Here is a 25511-nt window from a genome sequence, read left to right on the forward strand (position 1 = left end):
GTCTACGACGGTATGGATCTGGAGAAGCATCCCCGCGACCGTTCCGGCACGCGGGTCGACCTGCACAAGCGGCGCGACGCCGGGCCGCCTGTCCCGCGGGAGCCGGAAGTGTCCGGGGGATGCCTCGCCGTCGCGATCCGGATTCCCGTACGGATCATCGTGCTCGTGCTGGTCGTCCCGGTACGGATGCTGTGGGACGCGCTCGTCGTGACCGGGCGGTTCATGAACGGCGCGCTGCTCCGGCCGCTCGGCCGGGCGCTGCTGTGGCTCACGCGGGCGGTGTTCGTCTGGCCCTTCGTCGGACTCTGGCGCTACGTCGTCGTCCCCGTGGGCAAGGCCCTCGGATGGCTCGGGACCGTCCTCGTCGTGCCTCTCGTGTGGCTGTACCGGCATGTGCTGACCCCTGTGGGGCACACGATCGCGTGGGCCGCCCGGGGCGTCGGGGCCGCGCTCGGCTGGGTGTACGCGCACCTGCTCACTCCCCTCGGGCACGCGGTGAGGTGGGTCCTGAGGGGGCTCGGCGCCGGGCTGGCAGCGCTCGGGATCGGCGTCTGGACGGTCGTGGCCTGGTTGGTGACCTACCTCGTCGTCGTACCCGCCGTCTGGCTGTACAGCTGGGTGCTCGCACCTCTCGGCCGTGCCATCGTCTGGTGCGGCAAGGGCCTCGTACGGCTGGTGGGCATGATCGTCACCGGGATCGGCACGGCCCTCTTCTGGATCGCCCGCGTCCTGCTCGTCCTGCCCGCGCTCGCCCTCCGGCGCTGGATCCTCACCCCCGTCGGACGGGTGCTGGCCGTCATCGGGCGGGAGGTGGGGGACGCCCTCGGCCACGCCTGGCGCGTCGCCGGGCACATCTCGCTCGCGGTCGGGCGGTTCCTCGGCACGCTCTTCCGGTGGATCTTCGTCGAACCGGTCCGCTGGACGTACCGCAGCGTGCTGGCGCCCGTCGGGCGCGTCGTGCGGGACACCGTCCTGCGGCCGGCGGCGGAGGCTGCCCGCAGTGCGGGGCGGGTCACCCGGCAGGCGCTGGCCGCCGCGCGGGCGTCCGTACGGCAGACCCGCGCCGACGTCCGGCGGATGCTCTTCGGCGAACCGAGGCAGCCGCGGCCGGTCGACCGGAGGGAACCTTCCGGACGCGAGGCACGTACTCTTGGTAGCAGGACGACCGCTCTCACGAAGGACTGAACGACACTGGGCAAGCGACAGCCCGAAGGCCCGCCGCCCGCACCCGCGGTGCAGCGCATCCGACTGCGTTACACCAAGCGCGGCCGCCTCCGGTTCACCAGCCACCGTGACTTCCAGCGCGCCTTCGAGCGTGCGTTGCGCCGTGCCGAGGTGCCGATGGCCTACTCGGCGGGCTTCACACCGCACCCGAAGGTGTCGTACGCCAATGCCGCACCCACCGGTACGGGCAGTGAGGCGGAATACCTGGAGATCGCGCTCACCGCGCCGCGCGACCCGGAGCAGCTCAGAGCCCTTCTCGACGAGTCGCTGCCCACCGGGCTCGACATCATCGAGGCGGTCGAGGCCCGCACCTCGGGACTCGCCGACCGGCTGACGGCTTCCGTCTGGGAGCTCCGGCTGGACGGAGTGCCGCAGGAGCAGGCCCGCCGAGCGGCGGACGCCTTCAACGCGGCCGAGACCGTCGAGGTCCAGCGCCTCGCCAAGAACGGTGTGCGCACGTTCGACGCCCGCTCCGCCGTCGCGAGCCTGGAGGTTCGCGGCCTCGAGGAAACGCACAGTTCGCAGGCTGATAGGCCGACCGACCAGCCCTGTGCGATACTGCGGCTGGTGGTTCGGCACGTGACGCCTGCCGTACGACCCGACGACGTCCTGTCCGGTCTTCGCGCCGTGGCCGACCTGGCGCCGCCGGTCCCCGCAGCGGTGACCAGGCTGGCGCAGGGGCTGTTCGATGAAGAGACCGGCACGGTGACCGACCCGCTCGCGCCCGACCGCGAGGCAGTCGAGGCCCTCACAACGGCCGAACCGACTGCCGCCGCGACGGCGTCGGCGTAAGGAAGGTCCCGCGAAGGGACGGACGTCGTAGCGCCGCCCTCGGACTCGGGAGCCACCTGGGTCGGGCAGCGCACCGACCAGAAGACTTTCGCCAGGCCGTGCGCATTCGGCGTACGGAACCGGCGAGACAGGACACAGAGAGCTCCCGTGCGGCGCCCGCGCCCCGGACGGCGGCGAACGCGCACTGCGCGCGCCGCGGACGTCACCGGCATCGCCGGGCCAGGCGCGGCGCCCGGGAGCCTGACGGGAGATAAGCCCGCATGCTCGAACCGACCGAACCCGCAGAGGGTTCCGAACAGAACACTCCGAGCGACACGCTGCCGCCGCGTCGGCGGCGCCGTGCCGCGTCCCGCCCGGCGGGTCCGCCCGCCGGCGGGTCCTCCGAGGCGCCGGCGGAGACCGTCGCGCCGGCCATACCGGCCGCTGATGCCGAGGAACTCGCGGCTGAGGCCGTGGAGGCCGACGAGGTCGAGGAAGCCGTCGCCGCGACACCCGAGGCCGCCGTGCAGGCGCCCGAGGCCGTGGGGAGCGACGAGGACGCCGCGCCCGCCGGGCGCAAGCGGCGTCGTGCCGTGCGCCGCGCTTCCGCGCCGGTCGGCGCTCCGGCGGCCGCGGATGCCGCCGAAACCGTGGTCCCGGTGACCGCCGGCACTCCCACCGACTCCGGGGCGACCGAGCCGGCCCAGGCCGCCGCGCCCGCCGAGGCGACCGAGACCGCCGCCCCCAAGCGCACCCGGCGTCGTGCCACGCGCACCGTCACCTCGCCTGCCGCCACCGCGGCCGAGACGGCCGAGGCCCGAGCCCCGGAACCGGCGGTCGTGACCGACAGCGCCGCCGAGGGTGCGGAGGCCGCGGCAGCCGAGAGCGCCGAGGCCGTTGAAGAGGCTGCTCCGCGTCGCACTCGCCGGCGTGCCTCACGACGGGCGTCCGCGCCCGCCGGGGCGCCTTCCGCCGCGGACACGGTGGAGGGCGACGCCGAGGAGGCGAAGGCACCCGTGAGTGAGAATCCGGTCGCCGAGCCCGCCACCGCGTCCGAGGCCACGGCGTCCGAGACCATCGCCTCGGAGCCACCCACCGAGACCGCACCCGCCACCGAGACCGCACCCGCCACCGAGACCGTCCCCGCCACCGAGACCGCCCCCGCCACCGAGGCCGCCGAGTCGGCCGAGGAGGCCGGTCCGCGTCGCCGTCGCCGAGTCGTGCGCCGGGCCGCCAGTGGCTTCGCCGAGCCCGCCCAGCCCGCCAAGGGCGCGAAGGTCTCGAAGGCCGCCGACCGGGCGACCACGAGTGCGGCCGACAGCGACAGCGAGCCGCCGTCGCGTCCGAGGCGGCCCGCCGTCGCGCTGTTCCAGGCGCCCGTCTTCACCGAGCCCCAGTTCCAGACCCCGGAGCGGGCCGCCGCCGCGGCCGCCGCCGAGGCGGCGGGGACGGCGGAGCCCGAGGAGATCGAGGAGTCCGCGCCGGTCGAGGCCCAGCGTGAGGAGCCGACCGGTGGTTCGCGTCGCCGGCGTCGGCGCCGGGGTGCCGGTGACGAGTCCGAGGCACCGGCCGCCGAGACCACCGCCGTCGACACCGCCGCCGACGAGCCGGAGGACGCCGACGAGTCCGTCGAGGACCAGGCCGACGGCGACGACCAGGAGGACGAGTCCGAGGGCACCGGTTCGCGCCGCCGCCGTCGCCGCGGCGGTCGCCGCCGCCGGCGTGGCGAGTCGGCCGAGTCCGACGGCGAGGACGCCGAGTCCGAGCAGAGCGCCGCGCAGGACCAGGACACCGAGGACGGCGCCGAGGAGGACGACGAGGACTCCGAGGACGCCACCGACCGTGACGAGTCCGGCGCGGGCGGCTCCAGCAGCAGCCGCCGTCGCCGTCGCCGCCGTCGCCGTGCCGGGGACTCCGGCACCGAGCCCGAGCCGTCCGACGACGACCCGGAGCGCACGGTCGTCAAGGTCCGCGACCCCCGCCCCAAGGCCGAGCCGTCAGACGAGGTGCAGTCCATCAAGGGCTCGACCCGTCTGGAGGCCAAGAAGCAGCGCCGCCGCGAAGGCCGCGAGCAGGGCCGCCGGCGGGTGCCGATCATCACCGAGGCCGAGTTCCTGGCCCGCCGCGAGGCCGTCGAGCGTGTGATGGTCGTGCGCCAGCACGGCGACCGCACGCAGATCGGCGTCCTCGAGGACGACGTGCTCGTCGAGCACTACGTCAACAAGGAGCAGTCGACCTCGTACGTCGGCAACGTCTACCTCGGCAAGGTGCAGAACGTGCTGCCGTCGATGGAGGCCGCCTTCATCGACATCGGCAAGGGCCGCAACGCCGTGCTGTACGCCGGTGAGGTCAACTTCGAGGCGCTGGGCATGGCCCACGGGCCGCGGCGCATCGAGTCCGCCCTCAAGTCCGGCCAGCCGGTGCTCGTCCAGGTGACGAAGGACCCGATCGGCCACAAGGGCGCCCGCCTGACCAGCCAGGTCTCCCTCCCGGGCCGCTACCTCGTGTACGTGCCCGAGGGCTCCATGACCGGCATCAGCCGCAAGCTGCCCGACACCGAGCGGGCCCGGCTGAAGACCATCCTCAAGAAGATCGTCCCCGAGGACGCGGGCGTCATCGTGCGCACCGCCGCCGAGGGCGCGAGCGAGGACGAGCTGCGCCGGGACGTCGAGCGGCTGCAGCAGCAGTGGGAGGACATCCAGAAGAAGGCCAAGAACGGCAACGCTCCGACGCTGCTGTACGGCGAGCCGGACATGACCGTCCGGGTCGTGCGCGACATCTTCAACGAGGACTTCTCCAAGGTCGTCGTCAGCGGTGACGAGGCGTGGTCGACCATCCACGGCTATGTCTCGCACGTCGCGCCGGACCTCGCCGAGCGGCTGTCGAAGTGGACCTCCGAGGTCGACGTCTTCGCCACGTACCGGATCGACGAGCAGCTCGCCAAGGCCCTCGACCGCAAGGTCTGGCTGCCCAGCGGCGGTTCCCTGGTGATCGACCGGACCGAGGCGATGGTCGTCGTCGACGTCAACACCGGAAAGTTCACCGGTCAGGGCGGCAACCTCGAGGAGACCGTCACCAGGAACAACCTGGAGGCGGCCGAGGAGATCGTGCGTCAGCTGCGGCTGCGCGACCTCGGCGGCATCATCGTCATCGACTTCATCGACATGGTGCTGGAGTCCAACCGGGACCTGGTGCTGCGGCGCCTGCTGGAGTGTCTGGGCCGGGACCGTACGAAGCACCAGGTCGCCGAGGTGACCTCACTGGGGCTCGTGCAGATGACCCGCAAGCGGGTCGGACAGGGCCTGCTGGAGTCCTTCTCCGAGACCTGCGTCCACTGCAACGGGCGCGGTGTCATCGTGCACATGGAGCAGCCGACGGCCCCCGGTGGCGGCGGCAAGCGCAAGAAGCGCGCCCGTGCCGGTGCCGCCGAGCAGCCGCACGTCCACGAGAGCGCCGTCGAGACCGCCGAGGAGGAGGCCGAGACCGAGGCCGAGATCGGAGCCGAGGCCGCCGAGCCGATCGCGCTGCCCGAACCGGTCTTCGAGCCCGACGAGGAGCTGTACAGCAGCGCCGCCGAGGCGGAGGCCGCGGCCGGCCGCGGGCGGACGCGACGCCGGGCGAGCCGGCGGGCGTCGGCTCCGGCGGGTTCCCCGCGCGGTGAGGAGACGGAGCCGAAGGCCGAGCAGGGCAGGGACAAGGCCCGGCGTGGCAGGGGCAGGGCCGAGCAGGCCGAGGCCGAGGTGCCGACGGCTCAGGACGTGACCGCCGCGCAGGAGGTCGCCCGTCCGGTGCAGCCGGAGCCGGCCGCCGAGGCGCAGGCCGAGCCGATGGCCGTCGAGGACCCGGTGGTCGAGACGGCGCAGGCCGCTCCGGTCGAGGAGGCCGCGCCCAAGGGCCGTACCCGGCGGCGGGCCACCCGCAAGGTGTCCGCTCCGGCCGGTTCTCCGGCGGGGGCCGAGGCGGCCGTGGTGACGGTCGCCGAGACCGCGCCCGCGGTGTCCGAGACCGCTGAGACGCCCGAGCCGGCGGCCGAGGCGCCCGCCGAGAGCGCCGCCCCGGCCCGCCCGCGGCGCCGTGCCGTGCGCAAGCCCACCGTGTCCACCGCCTCCGAGGAGACGGCCGTCGTGGTGGTCCCGTCGGCGCCGTCGGAGGCCGCGTCCGAGGACGTCGCGTCCGAGGCCCCGCAGGCGCCCGCGCCGGACGGTGCCGTCACGGAGGAGGCCGCCGAGGAGTCGGCCCCCGCCAAGAAGACGGTCCGCAAGACGGCCAAGAAGGCCACGGCGAAGAAGGCGGCCACCACCAAGAAGACGGCGGCGAAGAAGACCGCCGCCAAGAAGACGACGGCCAAGAAGGCGGCCACCAAGACCGCCACCAAGACCGCCGCCAAGAAGGCCACGTCGAAGAAGACCGTGGCGGCGGAGCAGTCCGGGTCCTCCGGGTCCTCCGTCTCGGCCTCCACCGACGAGGGCTGACCGGCCTCGATGCCCCCGGGGCGTGCGCGGACCCCGCGTGCGCCCCGGGGGTGCGACCGGCGTGACCGGTCGCACAGGGGGTGGGCCCGGCTCGGTTTGACCCCTTCGGCCGCGGCCCCGTAACCTTGACCGTCGGCGTGTCGACTGACACGTCACATCCCCGTAAACCTCATCCTCCGGGCGCCGGGCGCCCAGGAGAGGCCGCTCGCTGAGCGGGCGGCTGGCCTGCGGGGGTGCCGTTTCCCGAGCTAGAGAGTGAGTTCCGCGTGTACGCCATCGTGCGCAGCGGTGGTCGCCAGCACAAGGTTGCTGTCGGCGACATCGTTGAGGTTGACAAGATTTCCACTGCCAAGGTTGGCGACTCGGTCGAGCTCTCGACCCTGCTCGTTGTCGACGGCGACACCGTGACCAGCGACCCGTGGGTGCTGGCCGGCATCAAGGTCCAGGCCGAGGTCGTGGACCATCACAAGGGCCAGAAGATCGACATTCTGCGCTACAAGAACAAGACCGGTTACCGCCGTCGCCAGGGCCACCGCCAGCAGTACACGGCGATCAAGGTCACTGAGATCCCCGCGGCTGCGAAGTAAGGGACTGAGGAGAAATGGCACACAAGAAGGGCGCATCGTCCACCCGGAACGGTCGCGACTCCAATGCCCAGCGGCTCGGCGTGAAGCGCTTCGGCGGTCAGGTCGTCAACGCGGGTGAGATCCTGGTCCGCCAGCGTGGCACCCACTTCCACCCCGGCTCCGGCGTCGGCCGTGGCGGCGACGACACGCTGTTCGCGCTCTCGGCGGGTGCGGTGCAGTTCGGCACCCACCGTGGCCGCAAGGTCGTGAACATCGTTCCGGTCGCCTGATCGGAAGCTTTCGCGAGGCGGACCTCACTTCCCTCACGGGAAGCGGGTCCGCCTTTCGCGTGTTAGGCAGACAAGAACCTCGTACGACTCGTACACCTATGACCTCGTACACATGCGTACGCACCTGGAGGCACACACCATGACCACCTTCGTGGACCGCGTCGAGCTGCATGTCGCCGCGGGTAGCGGAGGCCACGGCTGTGCCTCCGTCCACCGTGAGAAGTTCAAGCCCCTGGGCGGGCCGGACGGCGGCAACGGCGGACGCGGCGGGGACGTGATCCTCACCGTCGACCAGTCGGTCACCACGCTGCTCGACTACCACCACTCCCCGCACCGCAAGGCCACCAACGGCAAGCCCGGCGAGGGCGGCAACCGCTCCGGCAAGGACGGGCAGGACCTCGTCCTGCCGGTGCCGGACGGCACCGTCGTGCTGGACAAGGCGGGCAACGTCCTCGCGGACCTCGTCGGGCACGGCACGTCCTACGTCGCCGCGCAGGGCGGCCGGGGTGGTCTCGGCAACGCGGCACTGGCCTCCGCGCGGCGCAAGGCGCCCGGGTTCGCGCTGCTCGGTGAGCCGGGAGACCTGCGAGACGTCGTCCTGGAGCTGAAGACAGTCGCCGACGTGGCGCTCGTCGGATATCCGAGTGCCGGCAAGTCGTCGCTGATCTCGGTGCTGAGCGCCGCCAAGCCGAAGATCGCCGACTACCCCTTCACCACCCTCGTGCCGAACCTCGGTGTCGTCACGGCCGGTTCCACGGTGTACACCATCGCCGACGTGCCCGGCCTCATCCCCGGGGCCAGCCAGGGCAAGGGCCTGGGTCTTGAGTTCCTGCGGCACGTGGAGCGGTGCAGTGTGCTCGTGCACGTGCTGGACACCGCGACGCTGGAGTCGGAGCGCGACCCCGTCTCCGACCTCGACATCATCGAGGAGGAGCTGCGGCAGTACGGCGGGCTGGACAACCGGCCGCGGATCGTCGTCCTGAACAAGATCGACGTACCGGACGGCAAGGATCTGGCCGAGATGGTGCGGCCCGACCTGGAGGCGCGCGGCTACCGCGTGTTCGAGGTGTCGGCCGTGGCGCACATGGGCCTGAAGGAACTGTCGTACGCGCTCGCGGAGGTCGTGGCGCAGTCGCGGGCCGCGAAGCCGAAGGAAGAGGCCACCCGGATCGTGATCCGGCCCAAGGCCGTGGACGACACCGGCTTCACCGTGACGCAGGAAGCCGACGGCCTGTTCCGGGTGCGCGGTGAGAAGCCCGAACGCTGGGTGCGCCAGACCGACTTCAACAACGACGAGGCCGTCGGATACCTGGCGGACCGGCTCAACCGGCTCGGTGTCGAAGCGGAGCTGATGAAGGCCGGCGCCCGAGGCGGTGACGGCGTGGCCATCGGCCCCGAGGACAACGCGGTCGTCTTCGACTGGGAGCCGTCCGTGACGGCCGGGGCCGAGATGCTCGGCCGCCGCGGTGAGGACCACCGCCTCGAAGGGGAGCGGCCGGCCGCGCAGCGCCGCAAGGACCGGCAGGCCGAGCGGGACGAGGCCCAGCAGGAGTTCGACGACTTCGAGCCGTTCTGAGCGGTTCGAGTCAACGGACAGCACCTGCGCAACGGACTTCGGCGCAACCAAGTCGTCCTTCGGTGAGTCGTACGGGGCGGGCGGACGGATCTTGTTCCGTCCGCCCCCCAACCCCCCAGCGGATCACCGGAGTCCACGTGTCCCAGCCCCTGAGCAAGCGCAGTCCCGGCCGAACGGCCTTGGCGGCTGCCGCCGTCGTCGCTGCCGTCATCACTCCGATGGCCGCGCACGCCGCCCCCGCCGCCGCGGCCACCGCGGCGAAGCTCCATGACGACTTCAACGCAGACGGCTACCCCGACCTCGCGGTGGCCGCCCCGAGCGCGACGGTCGGCGGCAAGAAGGGCGCCGGCTACGTCGCTGTCGTCTACGGCTCCGAGAACGGGCTGAACGTCACGACGAGGCAGGTCCTCACCCAGAGCACGGCCGGCGTGCCGGGCAGCCCCGAGGCGGACGACGCGTTCGGCGGCGCGCTCACCACCGCCGACCTCGACCGCGACGGGTTCGCGGACCTGGTCGTCGGCGTGGGCGGTGAGGACACCGCCGACGGCGGCGCCGAGTCGGGTCTGGTCGAGGTGCTGTGGGGCGGTCCGAAGGGGCTGACCGGTGGTGCCACCCTGGCCACCGGGAAGGCGTACGACGGGCTCGGCGGGCAGGGACGGCTGGCCGTCGGGGATGTCGGCGGTGACGGCGCCGAAGACCTGGTGACCGTGGAGAACCAGTTCAACCTGCGGGTACTGAACGGACCGTTCTCCCGGGACGGTTCCACGGGTCACGGCGAGCAGATCGTCCACGACGAGTTCGACAGCCGTGTCCTCGATCTCGCCACCGGCGACCTCGACGGCGACGGGATCACCGATGTCGCCGCCACCCAGAACGACGGCGACGAATACGACGCCCGACGGGTCGTGACCTGGCTGGGTGGCAAGCAGGGGCTCTCCCCGTACACCACCGTTCAGGGCGGTGACGGCTACCGGCTCCAGGGCGGAGAGAACCTCGAGATCGGGGACGTCGACCAGGACGGCTTCGAGGACATCGTGGTCGGCCGGGCCGTCGACGGGTACGACAGCGACCTCGACACCCCCGCCGCCAAGGGCGGCCGGGTCACCTGGATACCGGGCGGCGCCGAGGGAGCCGACGGCACCAGGGCCAGGTACCTCAACCAGGACAGCGCCGGTGTGCCCGGATCCGCCGAGAAGGGCGACGGCTTCGGGACGGACGTCCGGGTCGCCGACGTCACCGGTGACGGCCACCCGGACGTGGTGACCGGCGTGCCCGGCGAGGACCTGGGCACGGTGTCCGGCGCGGGCGCGGTCGTCGTCCTGCGCGGCGGCGCGGACGGACTCACCGGCGCCGGCGCCCAGGTGGTCACGCAGAACACCCCCAACGTGCCGGGTGCCGCCGAAGCGGGCGACGCGTTCGGCAAGGCCGTGCACCTCGCGGACGCGAACGGAGACGGCCTGGCCGACCTGGCCGCCGGTGCGCCGGGGGAGAACGGCAACGCCGGATCCGTGTGGTACTTCAGGTCCGGCCCCACGACGGTCGTGAGCCCCAACGCCACCACGGCCTTCGGCAACACGCTCCTCGGCACGACCGCCACAGACGCACGGCTCGGCACCGGCTTCGCTCACTGAGCACCTGTCAGACTCGTCCCGGCAACGGCTTGTTCCGGTGCTGGCGGCGAGTCTCTCTTTGTCTGCTTAGTTGTCATGTACGTGAACACCGGTGTTCAGCGGGCGGACCGCCCGCGAGCGTGAAGCTTCCCCGTGTCCAAGTGGCCAGCGAGGTAAGGGAGTCAGCCGATGACCGGAGCAGTGTCCCCCGACAGACGCCGCTTTCTGACCGCCGGCGCCGCGGTGCTCGGGGCGGCGGCCTCCGCCCAGCTGTGGCTGCCGGCCGCCGCCCGCGCGGCCGAGACGCCGCTGCCCGACGGAGTGTTCAGCCTCGGCATCGCCTCGGGTGACCCGCTCCCGGACGGCATCGTGCTGTGGACCCGGCTCGCCCCCGAGCCCCTCGCCGGCGGCGGCATGCCCGACCAGGTGGTGCCGGTGGAGTGGCAGCTCGCGGAGGATCCCCGGTTCAAGAAGGTCGTCCGCGGGGGGACCGCCCAGGCCCGGCCCGAGTACGGGCACAGCGTTCACGTGGACGTACGCAGACTGCGCGCGGACCGTACGTACTGGTACCGCTTCCGCGCCGGCGGGCAGCTCTCCCCCGTGGGCCGCACCCGCACCGCACCCCACCCCCACAGCTCCGGCGGTTCCCTGCGCATGGCCCTCGCCTCCTGCCAGAACTGGCAGCACGGCTACTTCACGCCATACGCGGACATGCTCGACCAGGACCCGGACGTCGTGGTGTTCGTCGGCGACTACATCTACGAGTCCACGCCCTCGGCGACGGCCCTGCGGCGGCACGAGGGCACCGGCGAGCCGTTCAGCCTCGTCCAGTACCGCAACCGGTACGCCCAGTACCGCACCGACCCGGACCTCGCGGCGATGCACGCGAACGCGCCCTTCGTGGTCACCTTCGACGACCACGAGGTGGACAACGACTTCGCCGGCGAGATCCCCCAGGACCCGGACAAGCAGCCGCACGACGCGTTCGTGGCCCGGCTGACCGCGGCCTACCAGGCGTTCTACGAGCACATGCCGGTCCGTGCCACCGCCGTCCCGAACGGCCCGCGCATCAGGATGTACCGCCGCCTGGAGTTCGGCCGCCTGGCCCGGCTCAACGTGCTGGACACCCGCCAGTACCGCAGCGACCAGGCCACCAGCCAGACCGGCGCCCAGGACCCGTCGCTGACGATGCTCGGCGCACGGCAGAAGCAGTGGCTGCTGAACGGGCTCCAGAACTCGCCGGCCCGCTGGAACCTCATCGCCTCCCAGATCATGATGGCCGAGACGGACCTCCAAGTCGGCGAGGGCAAGCTCTGGTTCTACGACGCCTGGGACGGCTATCAGGCCGAACGCAACCGGTTCCTCCAGGAGTTCCGGCACGTCCGCAACCCGGTGGTGCTCTCCGGCGACCGGCACCTGACGATGATCAGCGACCTCAAGGAGGACTACGCCGACCCGGGCTCCCGGGTCGTCGGCGCCGAGTTCGTCGGCACCTCCATCTCCAGCAACGGTGACCAGGACCAGGAGGCCTTCCGCCGGGAGTGGGACCCGCGGCGCCCGGACAACCCGCACTGGAAGCTGCTCGACGCACACCGCGGCTACCACCTCTTCGACGTGCGCCGCGACCGCATCGACGCGCAGGTCAGGGTGGTCGACACCGTCCGGCGGCCCACCGCGACCGCGAGCACGCTGGCCCGGCTGAGGGTCGAAGCCGGCCGCCCGGGCGTCGAGGTGGTCTGACCTCGAGCGTGAGACGCGTGAGCCCGGGACTCCCCGTAGTCCCGGGCTCTTCGCCGTCCCGGGTTCCTCACCGTCCCCGAAGGGACAGTCGAGCCGTGTGAGAAGTCCGACCCGGTCGCGCGGCGTACTGCTCTGGCCGAGACCGAAATGCTGCGAAATCTTGACCGCGAATTCGGCGGAATGAGCGGCCGGGCGAGCCGTATTCACGGCCGGACCGATGAAGAACACGTGCTGTCCGGCGTCCCCGGGTGTGAAGGTCCGCACATCGCGGCCCTCGTGCCCGGCGCCGCGAGCGGCGGGCGTGGTGCGCGGGGCATCCTCAAAGCGCGTACCGTGCACGGGACATCGTCCAAGGAACCGGTGAGGGTCCTCGGTCACCGCCGTCCCGAGCGCCTCGGCTGCCGCTGAGCTTCTGTGCAGTTACTCACAGCGCATTTCCCGGGGCACGCACAGCACGTCTCACCAATCACCAGGAGTGGGAGGTGAATGACAGGTTGCGCGCACATATGCGGCGGAGGTCGCTCACCTTGCATTGCGGTAACCACAAGTGGGACCATTTCGAGGTTCCCTGTCGCCCCAAGGTAGGTCACCTGTGTCCCAGCACATAGCCAAGCCCCGTACCACCGCAGTGATCCTGGCCGGTGGTACCGGTCAGCGGGTGGGTCTGTCGATCCCCAAGCAGCTGCTGAAGATCGCCGGCAAGGCAGTCATCGAGCACACGCTGGCCACCTTCGAGAACACCGATTCGATCGACGACATCATCGTGCTGATGGCGCCGGGTTACGTGCCCGACATCGAGAAGATCGTCGCGAAGGCCGGATTCCGGAAGGTCTCGAAGGTCATCGAGGGCGGCTCCACGAGGAACGAGACCACCGAGCGCGCCATCGCCGCGCTGGGCGAGGGCCTGGCGGAGGGCGAGGACGCCAACGTCCTCTTCCACGACGCCGTGCGGCCCCTGCTCTCGCAGCGCGTCATCGACGACTGCGTCGTCGCGCTGGAGCGCTACCAGGCCGTCGACGTGGCCATCCCGTCCGCGGACACCATCATCGTCACGCGCACGCACGGCGAGGACGGCGAGTTCATCACCGAGATCCCGGACCGCTCCCGGCTGCGCCGCGGCCAGACGCCGCAGGCCTTCAAGCTGTCCACGATCCGGCGGGCCTACGAGGTCGCCGCCGGCGACCCCAACTTCCAGGCCACCGACGACTGCTCGGTCGTGCTCAAGTACCTGCCGGACGTGCCGATCCACGTCGTCGCGGGTGACGAGTACAACATGAAGGTCACCCAGCCCGTCGACGTCTTCATCGCCGACAAGCTCTTCCAGCTCGCCTCCACGGCCGCGCCCGAGCAGGTCTCCGAGGAGGCCTACCGCGAGCTGCTGACCGGCAAGACCATGGTCGTCTTCGGCGGCAGCTACGGCATCGGCAAGGACATCGCCGAACTCGCCGAGTCCTACGGCGCCAAGGTCTACGCGCTGGGCCGCTCCACCACCGGCACCCACGTGGAGAACCCGGAAGAGGTCGACGACGCCCTGTCCAAGGCGTACGCCGAGACCGGCCGCATCGACTACGTGGTCAACACCGCCGGCGTGCTGCGCATAGGCAAGCTCGCGGAGACCGACAACGCCACCATCGAGGAGGCGCTGAAGGTCAACTACCTGGCCCCGGTGCAGATCGCCCGGTCCTCGTACAAGTACCTGTCCGAGACCAAGGGCCAGTTGCTGCTCTACACCTCCAGCAGCTACACCCGCGGCCGTGCCGAGTACAGCCTGTACTCCTCCACCAAGGCCGCCATGGTGAACCTCACCCAGGCCCTGTCCGACGAGTGGGCCGGTGACGGCGTCCGCGTCAACTGCATCAACCCCGAGCGCACCGCAACCCCGATGCGCACCAAGGCGTTCGGCCAGGAGCCGGCCGGCTCCCTGCTGTCCTCCGAGGCCGTGGCCCGCACCTCGCTCGACGTGCTGCTCTCCGAGCTGACCGGCCACGTCATCGACGTCCGCCAGCAGGACCCCACGGCCGGCGCGGCCCGTGCCTCCGGCTTCGAGCAGGCCCTGGCCACGGTGCTGGACCGGCAGGACGGCGTGTAATAATTGGCGCCAATCAGACTTCGGTAATTCAGGCCTCTGCGCCCTCCTGTTAACGGCATTTGTCGGCAGGGGTGTTCGCAGGGGCCTGAATCCATACAGTCCCGCGAATATTCACAGACCAGCCGCATTCTCGAACCAAGACCGGCACACCCCTCCCAAGAGCAGGTTTCTCCGTGATATCCACCGCTATTCGCGTCGCCCGGGTGGGCAGCGCGGCCGAGCTGGCCGCGGCGGTCCTCATGGTGGCGGGCTTCCCCGCTCTCATGCTGGCCGCGCTCGTCCCGAGCGTTCCCGCCTTCGCGGCAGCGGCCGCCGTGACGTACCTGGCGGACCACTATCTGCACCGCAAGGGCAGCTATCTGATCAACCGCCTCGGCAAGGTGCGGGCCGGCCTGTCGATCCGCTTCCTGATCCGGCAGCTGCTGCTCATCCTGCTGCTGGCCCGGCTGTCCCTCGCGGACAACCTGATCTACTACGGGGCGATCGCCTGCTTCATCGCCTTCTACGGTCTTCAGGCCCCGCACGGCGCGCTCGTGCAGCTGATCCGCAACCGCCGCCGCATGCCGGTCGCCACCCGCAACGTCGACCTGGCCTCCCGCATCCGCATCCCGGACGCCCCGCCGCGCAAGCTGCTGCACCGCTCCGCAGAGAAGATGCTCCACCTCGACCTCGCGGCGGTCGTCGGCGTCCTGCTCGCCGCGCAGCTGAAGTCGGCCGTGATCGGCTTCATCGGCATCGGCATCACGGTGGTCCTCGCCACTTCGTACGTCCTGACGCTCGTGCCGTACGTGCGCGGCCGGAGGATCCCCCCGAAGGCCGAGAGGGTGCTGGCCGCCGTCGACGACTGGCTGGGCGAGTACAAGCCGGAGACGGTCCTGTACTTCTCCGGTTCGAAGGACTCCGCGTACCAGGTCAACATGTGGCTCGACACCATGGAGAAGCTGGACTCCAAGCCGCTGATCATCCTGCGCGAGCGGGCCATCCTGAACAATCTGGCGCCCACCACGGTCCCCGTCATCTGCGTGCCCGGAGGGGTGCACCTGATGAACATGGACCTGTCCACGGTGCGGGTCGCGCTCTACGCGGCCAACGTCGGCAAGAACATCCACATGCTGCGCGTGCCCACCATCAAGCACGTCTTCATCGGCCACGGCGACAGCGACAAGCTCGCCAGCGTCAACCCGTACAGCAAGGTCTACGACGAGGTGTGGACGGCCGGCCGCGCGGGCCGCGACCGCTACGCCATCGCCGACGTCGGCGTCCGCGACGACGACATCGTCGAGGTCGGCCGCCCGCAGCTCGCCCCGATCCAGACCTGGCAGGGCGTCCCCGAGGGCTCCCGCGGCCCAGCCGCTGACGGACGCTGCCCGACCGTGCTGTACGCCCCCACCTGGGAGGGCTGGGACGGCAACCCCGGCAACACCTCGATCGTGCTGGCCGGCGAGAACATCGTGAGGACACTGGTCGCGGCCGACCCGCCGGTCCGTGTCCTGTACAAGCCGCACCCCTTCACCGGCACGGTCAGCAAGGAGGCCGGCGCGGCCCACCGGCGGATCACCGCACTGGTGGAGAAGGCCGCCGCGGAGCGCGCCATCAACCCGCGGTTCATCGCCGACACCGCCGCCCAGGCGCAGGCCAAGGCCGAACTGGAGCGGATCGAGGCCCGGCTCGCACAGCTGTCCGGCTCGGGCGGCGACCGCGGCGACGAGGCCGTGGCCACCCGTGACGGACTGATCGACGTCGCCCGGCACGAGGAGGCCGCCCGGCTGCGCGCCGAGTGGAACGACGCCTACTGGCGTTCCTTCCCGTCCTGGGAGCACCGCGTCATCACCGGCGCCACGCCGCGGCTGTACGACTGCTTCAACGTCTCCGACGCGATGGTCTCGGACATCTCCAGCGTGGTGTCCGACTTCATCGCGAGCGGCAAGCCGTACGCGGTCACGGACTCCGCCGAGGTGGGCGTCGAGGAGTTCAGGCGGAACAACACGGCGGTGCGTGCCGCGGTGATCCTGTCCAACAGCGCGTCCGAGCTGGGCGAGCTGCTCGGCGCGGTCCGCGACCCGGAGGCCGACCCGCTGGCCGAGGACCGCAAGGAGCTCAAGCAGTACCTGCTGGGCCCCGACGAGCCGACCTCCCTGGAGCAGTTCAACACCGCCGTCGCGAACCTCGCGCTCAAGGCCGAGGCGCGCAACGTCGGCCAGGCGTCGAGGGTGGCGGCCGCCGGTGCCGACGCCGAGCTGGCGAACGCCGTGCCGGGGCAGCGGGTGGCCGCCGCCGGTGACACGGACGGTGTCGGCACGGGCTGAACCGCCGCCGCCGAGTGAAGAGTTCGGCCCCGAGGAGAACTCCTCGGGGCCGAACTCTTTCCTTTTCCGGCCCCTTGTGCGTGCTCCGTGTGAGGTGACTCACGGACATGCATGCGAGAGGCAACCGCTTGCCTCGATCACCCGTCTACCAAGTAGCGAATGAGGCGATACGGGGGGAATATCCCATTGACTAGGGGGAAACGTGGCCGCGCAGCCTGATGTGAGTGTGATCATCGGCGCGTACGAAGCGATGCCGTATCTGATCGAGTGCCTCTCGTCCGTCGAGGCACAGACCATCGATCCGACACGCGTCGAGGTCATCGCGGTGGACGACGGTTCGACGGACGGAACGGGGGAGTACCTGGAGGAGTTCGCCGAGCGGGCTCCCATGCGCGTTCTGGTGATCCGGCAGGAGAACTCCGGCGGCCCCAGCGGGCCGCGCAACGTCGGACTGAGCAAGGCGAGCGGACGTTACGTCTTCTTCCTCGACGCCGACGACCGGCTGGGCCCCGAGGCCCTGGAGCGGATGGTGGCCATGGCCGACCGGGCCGGCACGGACGTGGTGCTCGGCAAGGTCGAGGGCGTCAACCGCTCGGCGCCGAAATCCATGTTCGGCCGGACGGTGGAGCGGACGGACGTCTTCTCCTCCAACATCAAGTTCACGCTGAGCGCGCAGAAGCTGTTCCGCCGCGAGCTGCTGGACCGGCACGGCATGCGCTTCGACGAGTCGCTGTTCACCGGCGAGGACGCGCTGTTCACCATGGAGGCGTATCTGCGCGCGGACGGCGTCTCCGTGGTCGCCGACCACACCTGCTACTACCTGGTCGGCCGGGAGGACGGCAAGCACGTGACGAAGAGCGGCAGTTACACGCTGCGCTTCGACTCCGCGCGGGCCCTGATGGAGCTCATCGCCGGCCTCGTCCCCGCGGGCGGCCGGCGTGACCAGTTGATGGTCCGGCCCTTCCTCATCACGCTGCTGCCGCAGTTCGGGCCCAAGTACCTGACGGACGGCGAGGAGGTCCGCCGGCACAAGTTCGAGCTGGCCAAGCCGCTGATGGACACCTACTGGAGCGAGGGTGTCGCCCAGCGACTCAAGGTCCACGAACGGCTGCGGCTGCACCTGGTCGCCGAGCAGCGCCCCGACCTGCTGCTGGACGTCGTGACGTTCGTCAAGGACAAGAAGCAGGCGGCGGCCCTCCTGGAGAGGAATGGCCGCCGTGTCTACCTGGCCTACCCGCACTTCCGCGACCGCGCCGCCGGTGTGCCCGACTCGGTCTACCTCGCCGAGCCCCGGGAGGCCCGCGCCTTCCCGGGCTACCGCGAGGGCGGCATCGACACGTTCATGCGCCGTGCGGTGCGCAAGGCGCGGCGGGTGCTGACGTCCCGCGAGGTGCGGCACGCGGCGTGAACGCGCGTGCCGCCGTTCAGCGTGGTGCCGCCGGGACAGCGGTCCCGGTGCGCTGGCCGGGCAGTTCCGCGGCCAGCCGCTCCGCCACCCGGGCCCGGTGGTCCAGGGCCTGCGCGCACAGCGCCCGGACGGCCGCGTTGAAGCGCTCCTGCGACGACGGCTCCGCCGGACCCAGCAGGCGCAGCTTCAACGCGGCGCGCGCCTGAGCCAGTTCGTCGTTCTCCGGGTGCCGGACGCTCTGAAGCAGATCCGGCACCCCGGCGGCGTCCGGCGTCAGCACCGTCGCCGCCACCACCGTCGGGAACGCCGCACGGAAGGCGTCCTCGGGCAGGCCGCTGGTGTTCGCCACCGCGTACGGCTTCTCGCTCGCCAGGAAGTCGCTGATCACGCTCGACACATCACTGATCAGCAGATCGGCCACGTTGAAGCAGGAGTACAGCGTGGGCCGGGCTTCCGTGATGATCTGGTGCTCGCCCTCCGGCAGCGAGGCCCAGTACGCCTCCTCCCACGCGGCCGTCGCCCGCGCCACCGCCGCCGCGCGGCCCGGCTCCGGCGCCGACTGCACCAGCATCCGCTCCACGGTGTCGGAACCGGCCCGGAAGGCCGACGTGGTGAGCCGGTCCAGCTCGGCGGTGCGGCGGGTGAGTTCCGCGCCGTCCGAGGGGCGTGCCCCCGTCCGCTCCCGGTTGGCCGCCCGGATCAGCTCCCGGATCCGCAGATCGGCGGTGCCCGCGCGTGGGTCCACCGAGCCCGTCAGCGGATGCGGCTTGTACAGCAGCCGCACGCCCGGGTCCGCGAGCAGCGCCCGCACCAGGTTCTCACCGGCCGCGATCACCGACGTGTTGCCGGGGTTGCCGTCCCAGCCCTCCCAGGTCGGCGCGTACAGCACGGTCGTCCGTGCCCCGGCCGGCGGACCCGCGTAGGGCAGCACGCCGTCCAGCTGCGGGCGCCCCGTCTCCACCACGTCCTTGTCCTCGACCCCGACCTCGGCCAGCGCGTACCGTTCGCGCGCGGCGGGCCCGGCCACCCACACCTCGTCGTACGCCTTCGCATACGGGTTGCAGGAGGACAGCTTGTCGCTCTCGCCGTGGTTGACGAAGGTGTGCTTGATCGTGGGGATGCGCAGCACCTGGGAGGTCTTGCCGGAGTTCGACGGGTGGATGAGTACCTGGAGCGTGGAGTGCTCCAGACGCATCAGCGTCGACACCTTCGGCAGGCAGACGATCGGGATGTCCGTCGCCTCGATCTTCTGCACCATGAACCGCTCGCGCAGGATGATGACCGGCCTGCCCCCCAGCCCGGCGAGCGGCTCCAGCCACATGTTCGCCTGGTAGGCCGAGGCGGGGCCGCCGGAGAAGTACAGGCCGACGGTCGGCCGGTAGTCGGCCAGCCACGCGTCGAACCAGTCGAGGACCTGCTGATCGTCCGCCGGACGACGGCCCGGCAGCAGCCGGAGAAGCAGCACGCCGAGGCCGGTCAGCCCGAGGGCGAGGGAGAGCGCGATGCCCACCGCCGCGTACACGGGCCGGTCGCCCGGAGCGCTGGCCAGCAGCCCGGCGGTCGCCGGCAGGCCGAACACCAGCAGCCGGTGGCCTGGGCGGCGCAGCAGCACGGACGGGGCCGGAGACAGCCGCAGCGCCGAGGCGTCGATGTTGCGGGTCACCACCGGCAGGGTGCGGGTACGGCGCACCAGGACGGAGACCGCCTGGATCGCGCAGTGCAGCACGTAGAAGACGAGCAGGCCGGCCACCAGCGGGGCGTACACCGTCTCCCGGTCCTGCTCGCCCAGCCGCAGCAGTCCCACGACCAGCAGCAGGTCCCGCAGCACGTGCCGCACGGTGATGTCGGCGTGCGATTTGGCGAACAGCGACAGCACCCCGCGCTGCCACCGGTACAGGACGCCCTCCATGGCCAGGGAGACGACGGTCGCGGCGAGCAGCAGCGGAACGTGGGGCAGCAGCGCCGCGACCGCCTGTGCGGCGAACGCGGCGGCCAGGACGACGGTGACCAGCCCCTTGAGGAGGGCCTGCGGGCGGGGGTGAGGTACGGGCACTGCGGTCACTCCAGGAGCGTCGGGTCGGCGCAGGTCGGCCGTCCGGGTTAACGCGCGGCGACCTCCCGACGACACGCGCGTGTCGTCGGGGCGTGGTGGAGGCTGTCGTTCCGCGTGTCGTGGACCGTAGCGGAAGATCTCGTTCCTGTCCTGGTCGGGGCCGGGAAAAGGGCGGTTGCCATCCTGTGACGTGGGCGGTAGGGCGGCTGCCGTCCCGTGACGCGGGCAGCACCGTCCGTAGCGTGGACCGGCGCCGCACCCCGTCCGGGCGTCCCGTAGATTTCCGGTTGAGGGAGCGAATCGACGCGAGGGGACGGACGACGACGTGGCAGGGGCAAGGCAGGCCGTGGGCGAGGCCCGCAGGATCGTCGTCAAAGTCGGGTCCTCCTCGCTGACCACCGCCTCGGGCGGCCTGGACGCGGACCGCGTGGACGCGCTGGTCGACGTCCTCGCCAAGGTCCGCAGCGGCGGGGAGCGCGAGATCGTCCTGGTCTCCTCGGGCGCCATCGCCGCCGGTCTCGCCCCGCTGGGCCTGCGCCGCCGCCCCAAGGACCTGGCACGCCAGCAGGCCGCCGCCAGCGTCGGGCAGGGCCTGCTGGTCGCCCGCTACACGGCCTCCTTCGCCCGCTATGGCGTCCGGGTCGGCCAGGTGCTGCTGACCAGCGACGACATGAGCCGCCGCGCGCACCACCGCAACGCCTCGCGCACCCTCGACAAGCTGCTCGCGATGGGCGCCTTCCCGATCGTCAACGAGAACGACACCGTCGCCACGGACGAGATCCGCTTCGGCGACAACGACCGCCTCGCCGCCCTCGTCGCCCACCTCGTCCACGCCGACCTGCTCGTCCTGCTGTCCGACGTGGACGGCGTCTACGACGGGGACCCCGCGAAGCCCGGCACCTCCCGCATCGGCGAGGTGCGCGACCCCTCCGACCTCGCCGACGTCGAGATCGGCAGCGCGGGCAAGGCCGGCGTGGGAACCGGCGGCATGGTCACCAAGGTCGAGGCCGCCCGGATCGCGGCCGCCGCCGGTGTTCCCGTCGTCCTCACCAGCGCCGTCCACGCGGCCGACGCCCTGACCGGCCAGGACACCGGCACCTTCTTCCACCCCACCGGCAAGCGCTCCGCCGACCGGCTGCTGTGGCTCCAGCACGCCTCCACCCCGCAGGGCGCCCTGACCCTGGACGACGGCGCCGTACAGGCCGTCGTGGACCGCCGCAAGTCGCTGCTGCCGGCCGGGATCGCCGCCGTCGAGGGCGACTTCGGCGCCGGCGACCCCGTGGAGCTGCGGGACGGCACGGGGCACGCGGTGGCCCGAGGGCTCGTCAACTTCGACGCCAAGGAGATCCCCCGGCTGATCGGCCGCTCGACCCGGGAACTGGCCCGCGAACTCGGACCCGCGTACGAACGCGAGGTCGTACACAGGGACGACCTGGTGGTCCTGCACCCGTAATGGGTCGAAACGTCCGCCCCCGGTGGTGGACGTTCCGCAAAACCGCCCCGCGATCCCTTGCGGCCTGCTCAACTTTGTCCCAGGGAACTGTTCCGCAGCAGTGTCACTGTGCAAAGGAGGCCGTCGTGAGACGAGTGCGCCCTGGGACTCAGGCGTCCCACGGTGGTGCCGGCTCCCGCGCGGCCGGTGAGGAGCGTGCCCTGACGAGCGTGGCGGCCGGGGACCGGTTCCGGGGAAAGGAACCCGGCGACACCCCGCGTCTGTGGCACGTCACCCTCAGCGTCTCCGGCAAGGAGGCCCCGCTCCCGGAGGTCCGGCGCGCCCTGGAACAGCTCGCCCACGACCACCCCTTCTTCCTGACCAGCCGGTACGCGGTCGACCACGCGGAGATCCGCTACTGGGAGGAGGCCCGCGACCTGCACGACGCGGCCGCCGTCGCCCTGCGCCTGTGGGGCGAGCACCGGCAGACGGCCGGACTGCCGCCCTGGGAGATCGTCGGCCTGGAGGTCATCGACCGCGCCACGTACCACCACCGCATCGCGGAGGGGTACGGGCCGCCCCCGGCCTCACCGGTCGGAGTTCACCCGTTCTGATCCTGTCCGGGGCGTGTCTCGGGGTGTGAAACGCGCGATGAACGGATCCGCCCGGCGCACTACCCTTCCCTCATGACCACGCTTTCGCCGTACGACTCCATGTCCCCGGTCACCGAGGCCGCCTACCGCGCCAAGGCCGCCGCCGCGACCCTCGCGCCGCTGCCCCGGGCCGAGAAGGACGACGCGCTGCTCGCCGTCGCGGACGCCCTGGAGGTCCGTGCCGGTGAGATCGTCGAGGCCAACGCCAAGGACGTCGCCAAGGCCCGCGAGGCCGGCATCAGCGAGGGCATGATCGACCGGCTCACGCTCACCCCGGAGCGGATCCGTGCCATCGCCTCCGACGTCCGCGACGTCGCCGCCCTGCCCGACCCGGTCGGCGAGGTCGTCCGCGGCTCCACGCTGCCCAACGGCATCGATCTGCGCCAGGTCCGCGTGCCCCTCGGCGTCGTCGGGATCATCTACGAGGGCCGGCCGAACGTCACGGTCGACGCCGCCGCCCTCTGCCTGAAGTCCGGCAACGCGGTCCTGCTGCGCGGCTCCTCCTCGGCGTACCAGTCGAACACCGCCCTCGTGCGCGTACTGCGCGACGCCGTGGGCGGGGCGGGGCTGCCCGCCGACGCCATCCAGCTCGTCCCCGGCGAGAGCCGCGACAGCGTGCGCGAGCTGATGCGCGCCCGCGGTCTGGTCGACGTGCTCATCCCGCGCGGCGGCGCCTCCCTGATCAACACGGTCGTGCAGGAGTCCGTCGTCCCGGTCATCGAGACCGGCACCGGCAACTGCCACGTCTACGTCGACGCCCAGGCCGACCTCGACATGGCCGTCGAGATCCTGATCAACTCCAAGGCCCAGCGGGTCGGCGTCTGCAACGCCGCCGAGACCCTGCTGGTCCACCAGGACATCGCCGCCGAGTTCCTGCCCCGCGCCCTGGACGCCCTCGCGGAGGCCGGCGTCACCGTGCACGCCGACGAGCGCGTGCGGGCCTACGCCAAGGACTCCAAGGCCACCGTCGTCGAGGCGACGACCGAGGACTGGGAGACGGAGTACCTCTCCTACGACATCGCCGCGGCCGTCGTGGAGTCGCTGGACAAGGCCGTCGAGCACATCCGGCTGTGGACCTCCGGCCACACCGAGGCGATCGTGACGACCTCCCAGCAGGCCGCCCGCCGCTTCACCCAGCTGGTCGACTCCACCACCGTCGCCGTGAACGCCTCCACCCGCTTCACCGACGGCGGCCAGTTCGGCTTCGGCGCCGAGATCGGCATCTCCACGCAGAAGCTGCACGCCCGCGGCCCGATGGGCCTGCCGGAGCTGACCAGCACGAAGTACATCGTCACCGGGGACGGCCACGTACGGCGCTGAGCCACGGACGGGGTAACGGGGCATGCCGGTGAGCGCATACGTGTGCGGGGCCGCGCGGAGGGCGCATCCGGTGCGGCAGGGGCGGACCGGCCGGACGCGCGCCTGCCCGGAACTCCGTGAGAGCCGCCCCGACCGGCGGATGGATTTCCATACCGTCTGCCCAAAATGACCCCCCAGGTCTACTCTGGATCCGTGCCGGAGGACGTGGGGGGCACGCCGTTTCCGGACGGCCGGGAGCCCGACGACGACCACGACCGCGGGGTGTCGGACGAAGAGTTCGCCTCCGTGGTCTTCGACGAGGCCTTCGTACGCGCGGCCGTGGTGCACGAGCCGAGCGCAGTGGAGCGCCTCCTGGCCGCGGCACAGGCGAGAGCCGAGGCCTCCGAGGCGGAGGCCCGCCGCGCCCACGCCAGAGGCGAGCGCTACGACGACGGGTTCGGCCCGGACGGCCACGGACGTTTCGGCCATGATCCCGACCTCGGCGAGCTGGACGACCCCGATGTCCTCGAGGACCACTACGGCCACCCGCGACCGTACTCCAAACAGGTCCGCTGGCACCGGCCCGTCGCCTGGCTGCTCGCGCTGGTGATGGGCCTCGGCATGGTGGCCCTGGCCTTCACGGCGGTCTACCGGGGAGCGTCCTCCCACCGCGAGGAACCCGTGCCGCCGCCGGCCTCGACCGGACTGGAACAGGGCAGCGGGCCCGCCCCCTCCGCTTCCGCCGACCACTCCCAGCCGGCCATGTCGGTGATCCCCCGCACCCCCTGACCGGAACCCGCCCATCCTGGTGAGAACCTGTCAGGACTTGTGGTGCGGCGGGGCGTTTACCCGAGCTTCGCGCGACCTACCCTGAAGATATGGGCGGGCCTGGAAACCCACCGGAGGGGACTCCCGAGGGCGCCCCCGGAGGTGGCGAGGACGAGTACCGATCCGTCGTCTTCGACGAGTCGTTCGTCCGTGCTGCCCGCCTTCAGGAGTTCTCCGCCGAGGAACGCATCGCCGACCACGCGCCCGCCGTGCGACGCAGGCCGCCGCTGCGCCGGGGCCTGTCCCGGCAGGCGCTGGTCCTGGTCCTGCTGATCGCCGTCGCCTTCGGCACCGCGATCTACATGGGTGTACGGCACCCCTACCAGAGCCCGGCCGCCCAGGAGCCCGGCGAGCCTACGCGGATGACCGTCATCCCGCTCGTCCCCGCGGGCAAGGTCCCCGGCAGCGCCGACCCGGCGTACCTGTACGAGCACAGCCCCGCCGCACAGTTCAAGACCGGCGCGGCCGGCGTGCCGCTGCCCGCCTCGCGGCGCACCGCGCACTTCTCGGACAGCCAGGTCCTGAGCGCCCTGACCACGGCCAAGGACTACATCGTCCGGTCCGCACTGGACCCGGAGGTGCTCACGGGCGGTGAGGTCCGGGCCGTCCGGGTGCTGCTCGACGCCGACCAGCTGGACCAGTTCGACCAGAGCTTCGCCCGTCCCTCCGCCGACGGACGCCACGCGCCCACCGGCTGGCTGGTCCGCTTCGATCCCTCACGGGCCGAGCTGGCCGACCGCAAGGTCCGGGTCCAGGGCACACTCCAAGCCGCCGAGGCCGACGCGTCCACGCTCGAGGTCACCGCCGACCACACGTTCGTGTACGCGCTGCGGGCGGCCGGGGCCGCGGACGACAAGGACGAGACGTCCCTGTTCACTCTCCGGCGCGAGCTGCACTTCCGCTTCGACCGCGACGACCTGCGGCTGCACCAGGCGCAGCTCGTCGTCTCCTACGTCCAGGCCGGGCCGCTGTCCTGCGCCGAGGACTCCACGAACCACCTCCGGCCCCTCCTGGCCGGCCAGACGGCCAAGGAAGGCGGCCCCGCGGGCACCGACCCCTACGCCACGGGCAGCGCGACGGCCCTGTGCGGCTCTCTGGCGACCAGCGCCCAGCCGACGGTGTGAGGCGCGCGAGCCGGGCGCGCACGAAAGGGCCGCGTGGGCCTGGTGGCGCCCCTGGCGGTGACCGGGAGGC

The 25511-nt window shown here is 71.7% G+C and carries 17 protein-coding genes; 16 read left to right on the plus strand and 1 reads right to left on the minus strand.

Features of this window, described 5'->3' with window-relative positions; translation table 11 throughout:
• The first annotated feature begins 12 nt into the window (after window positions 1-12).
• The 11 genes from ACIQHQ_RS02090 (at window position 13) to ACIQHQ_RS02140 (ending at window position 18052) form a co-directional block, all read left to right on the plus strand.
• Entirely contained in the window at window positions 13-1185 is a 1173-nt protein-coding gene (locus ACIQHQ_RS02090; protein ID WP_402609169.1) for a hypothetical protein, read from the plus strand.
• Window positions 1186-1233: 48 nt separating this feature from the next.
• Window positions 1234-2016, plus strand: a complete 783-nt coding sequence (locus ACIQHQ_RS02095; RefSeq protein WP_402609171.1) for a TIGR03936 family radical SAM-associated protein — start codon at window positions 1234-1236, stop codon at window positions 2014-2016.
• A gap of 260 nt (window positions 2017-2276) precedes the next feature.
• Complete coding sequence (locus tag ACIQHQ_RS02100; RefSeq protein ID WP_402609173.1) at window positions 2277-6467, plus strand: Rne/Rng family ribonuclease; 4191 nt, start codon at window positions 2277-2279, stop codon at window positions 6465-6467.
• Window positions 6468-6733: 266 nt separating this feature from the next.
• Window positions 6734-7054 carry a 50S ribosomal protein L21 gene (gene rplU / locus ACIQHQ_RS02105; protein ID WP_402609175.1) on the plus strand — a complete coding sequence of 107 codons (321 nt, stop codon included), beginning with the start codon at window positions 6734-6736 and terminating at the stop codon, window positions 7052-7054.
• Window positions 7055-7068: 14 nt separating this feature from the next.
• Window positions 7069-7323: a 50S ribosomal protein L27 gene (gene rpmA, locus ACIQHQ_RS02110; RefSeq protein WP_062926831.1), complete on the plus strand. Its 255-nt coding sequence runs from the start codon at window positions 7069-7071 to the stop codon at window positions 7321-7323.
• 139 nt (window positions 7324-7462) lie between these two features.
• Window positions 7463-8899, plus strand: coding sequence for a GTPase ObgE (gene obgE, locus ACIQHQ_RS02115; protein ID WP_161367408.1), 1437 nt, complete (start codon window positions 7463-7465; stop codon window positions 8897-8899).
• A 137-nt stretch (window positions 8900-9036) separates the two neighbouring features.
• Window positions 9037-10530: an FG-GAP-like repeat-containing protein gene (locus tag ACIQHQ_RS02120; protein WP_402609178.1), complete on the plus strand. Its 1494-nt coding sequence runs from the start codon at window positions 9037-9039 to the stop codon at window positions 10528-10530.
• A gap of 168 nt (window positions 10531-10698) precedes the next feature.
• Window positions 10699-12249: an alkaline phosphatase D family protein gene (locus tag ACIQHQ_RS02125; protein WP_402609180.1), complete on the plus strand. Its 1551-nt coding sequence runs from the start codon at window positions 10699-10701 to the stop codon at window positions 12247-12249.
• A 592-nt stretch (window positions 12250-12841) separates the two neighbouring features.
• A complete protein-coding gene (locus tag ACIQHQ_RS02130) occupies window positions 12842-14338 on the plus strand; it encodes a D-ribitol-5-phosphate cytidylyltransferase (RefSeq protein ID WP_402609182.1) in 1497 nt (498 codons plus the stop codon).
• Window positions 14339-14511: 173 nt separating this feature from the next.
• On the plus strand, window positions 14512-16644 hold the full coding sequence (locus ACIQHQ_RS02135; protein WP_402609184.1) for a hypothetical protein: 2133 nt from the start codon (window positions 14512-14514) through the stop codon (window positions 16642-16644).
• A gap of 250 nt (window positions 16645-16894) precedes the next feature.
• Complete coding sequence (locus ACIQHQ_RS02140; protein ID WP_402610599.1) at window positions 16895-18052, plus strand: glycosyltransferase family 2 protein; 1158 nt, start codon at window positions 16895-16897, stop codon at window positions 18050-18052.
• A gap of 16 nt (window positions 18053-18068) precedes the next feature.
• On the opposite strand, the gene ACIQHQ_RS02145 is transcribed toward ACIQHQ_RS02140, so the two are convergent.
• Complete coding sequence (locus tag ACIQHQ_RS02145) at window positions 18069-20105, minus strand: hypothetical protein (RefSeq protein ID WP_402610600.1); 2037 nt, start codon at window positions 20103-20105, stop codon at window positions 18069-18071.
• A gap of 346 nt (window positions 20106-20451) precedes the next feature.
• Between ACIQHQ_RS02145 and proB the strand changes: the two genes are divergently transcribed.
• From proB to ACIQHQ_RS02170, 5 genes are all read left to right on the plus strand, one after another.
• Window positions 20452-21558 (plus strand): glutamate 5-kinase, encoded by a 1107-nt coding sequence (gene proB, locus ACIQHQ_RS02150; RefSeq protein ID WP_402610601.1) that lies wholly within the window; start codon window positions 20452-20454, stop codon window positions 21556-21558.
• Window positions 21559-21692: 134 nt separating this feature from the next.
• Window positions 21693-22151 (plus strand): hypothetical protein, encoded by a 459-nt coding sequence (locus tag ACIQHQ_RS02155; RefSeq protein WP_402610602.1) that lies wholly within the window; start codon window positions 21693-21695, stop codon window positions 22149-22151.
• Between the two features lie 72 nt (window positions 22152-22223).
• Complete coding sequence (locus ACIQHQ_RS02160) at window positions 22224-23510, plus strand: glutamate-5-semialdehyde dehydrogenase (RefSeq protein WP_402609186.1); 1287 nt, start codon at window positions 22224-22226, stop codon at window positions 23508-23510.
• 165 nt (window positions 23511-23675) lie between these two features.
• Window positions 23676-24278 (plus strand): hypothetical protein, encoded by a 603-nt coding sequence (locus tag ACIQHQ_RS02165; RefSeq protein WP_402609188.1) that lies wholly within the window; start codon window positions 23676-23678, stop codon window positions 24276-24278.
• An 89-nt stretch (window positions 24279-24367) separates the two neighbouring features.
• Window positions 24368-25441 (plus strand): hypothetical protein, encoded by a 1074-nt coding sequence (locus ACIQHQ_RS02170; protein WP_402609190.1) that lies wholly within the window; start codon window positions 24368-24370, stop codon window positions 25439-25441.
• Window positions 25442-25511: the final 70 nt, after the last annotated feature.

Origin of the sequence: Streptomyces sp. NPDC092370 (assembly GCF_044755265.1) — a bacterium.
Classification (GTDB): Bacteria; Actinomycetota; Actinomycetes; order Streptomycetales; family Streptomycetaceae; genus Streptomyces.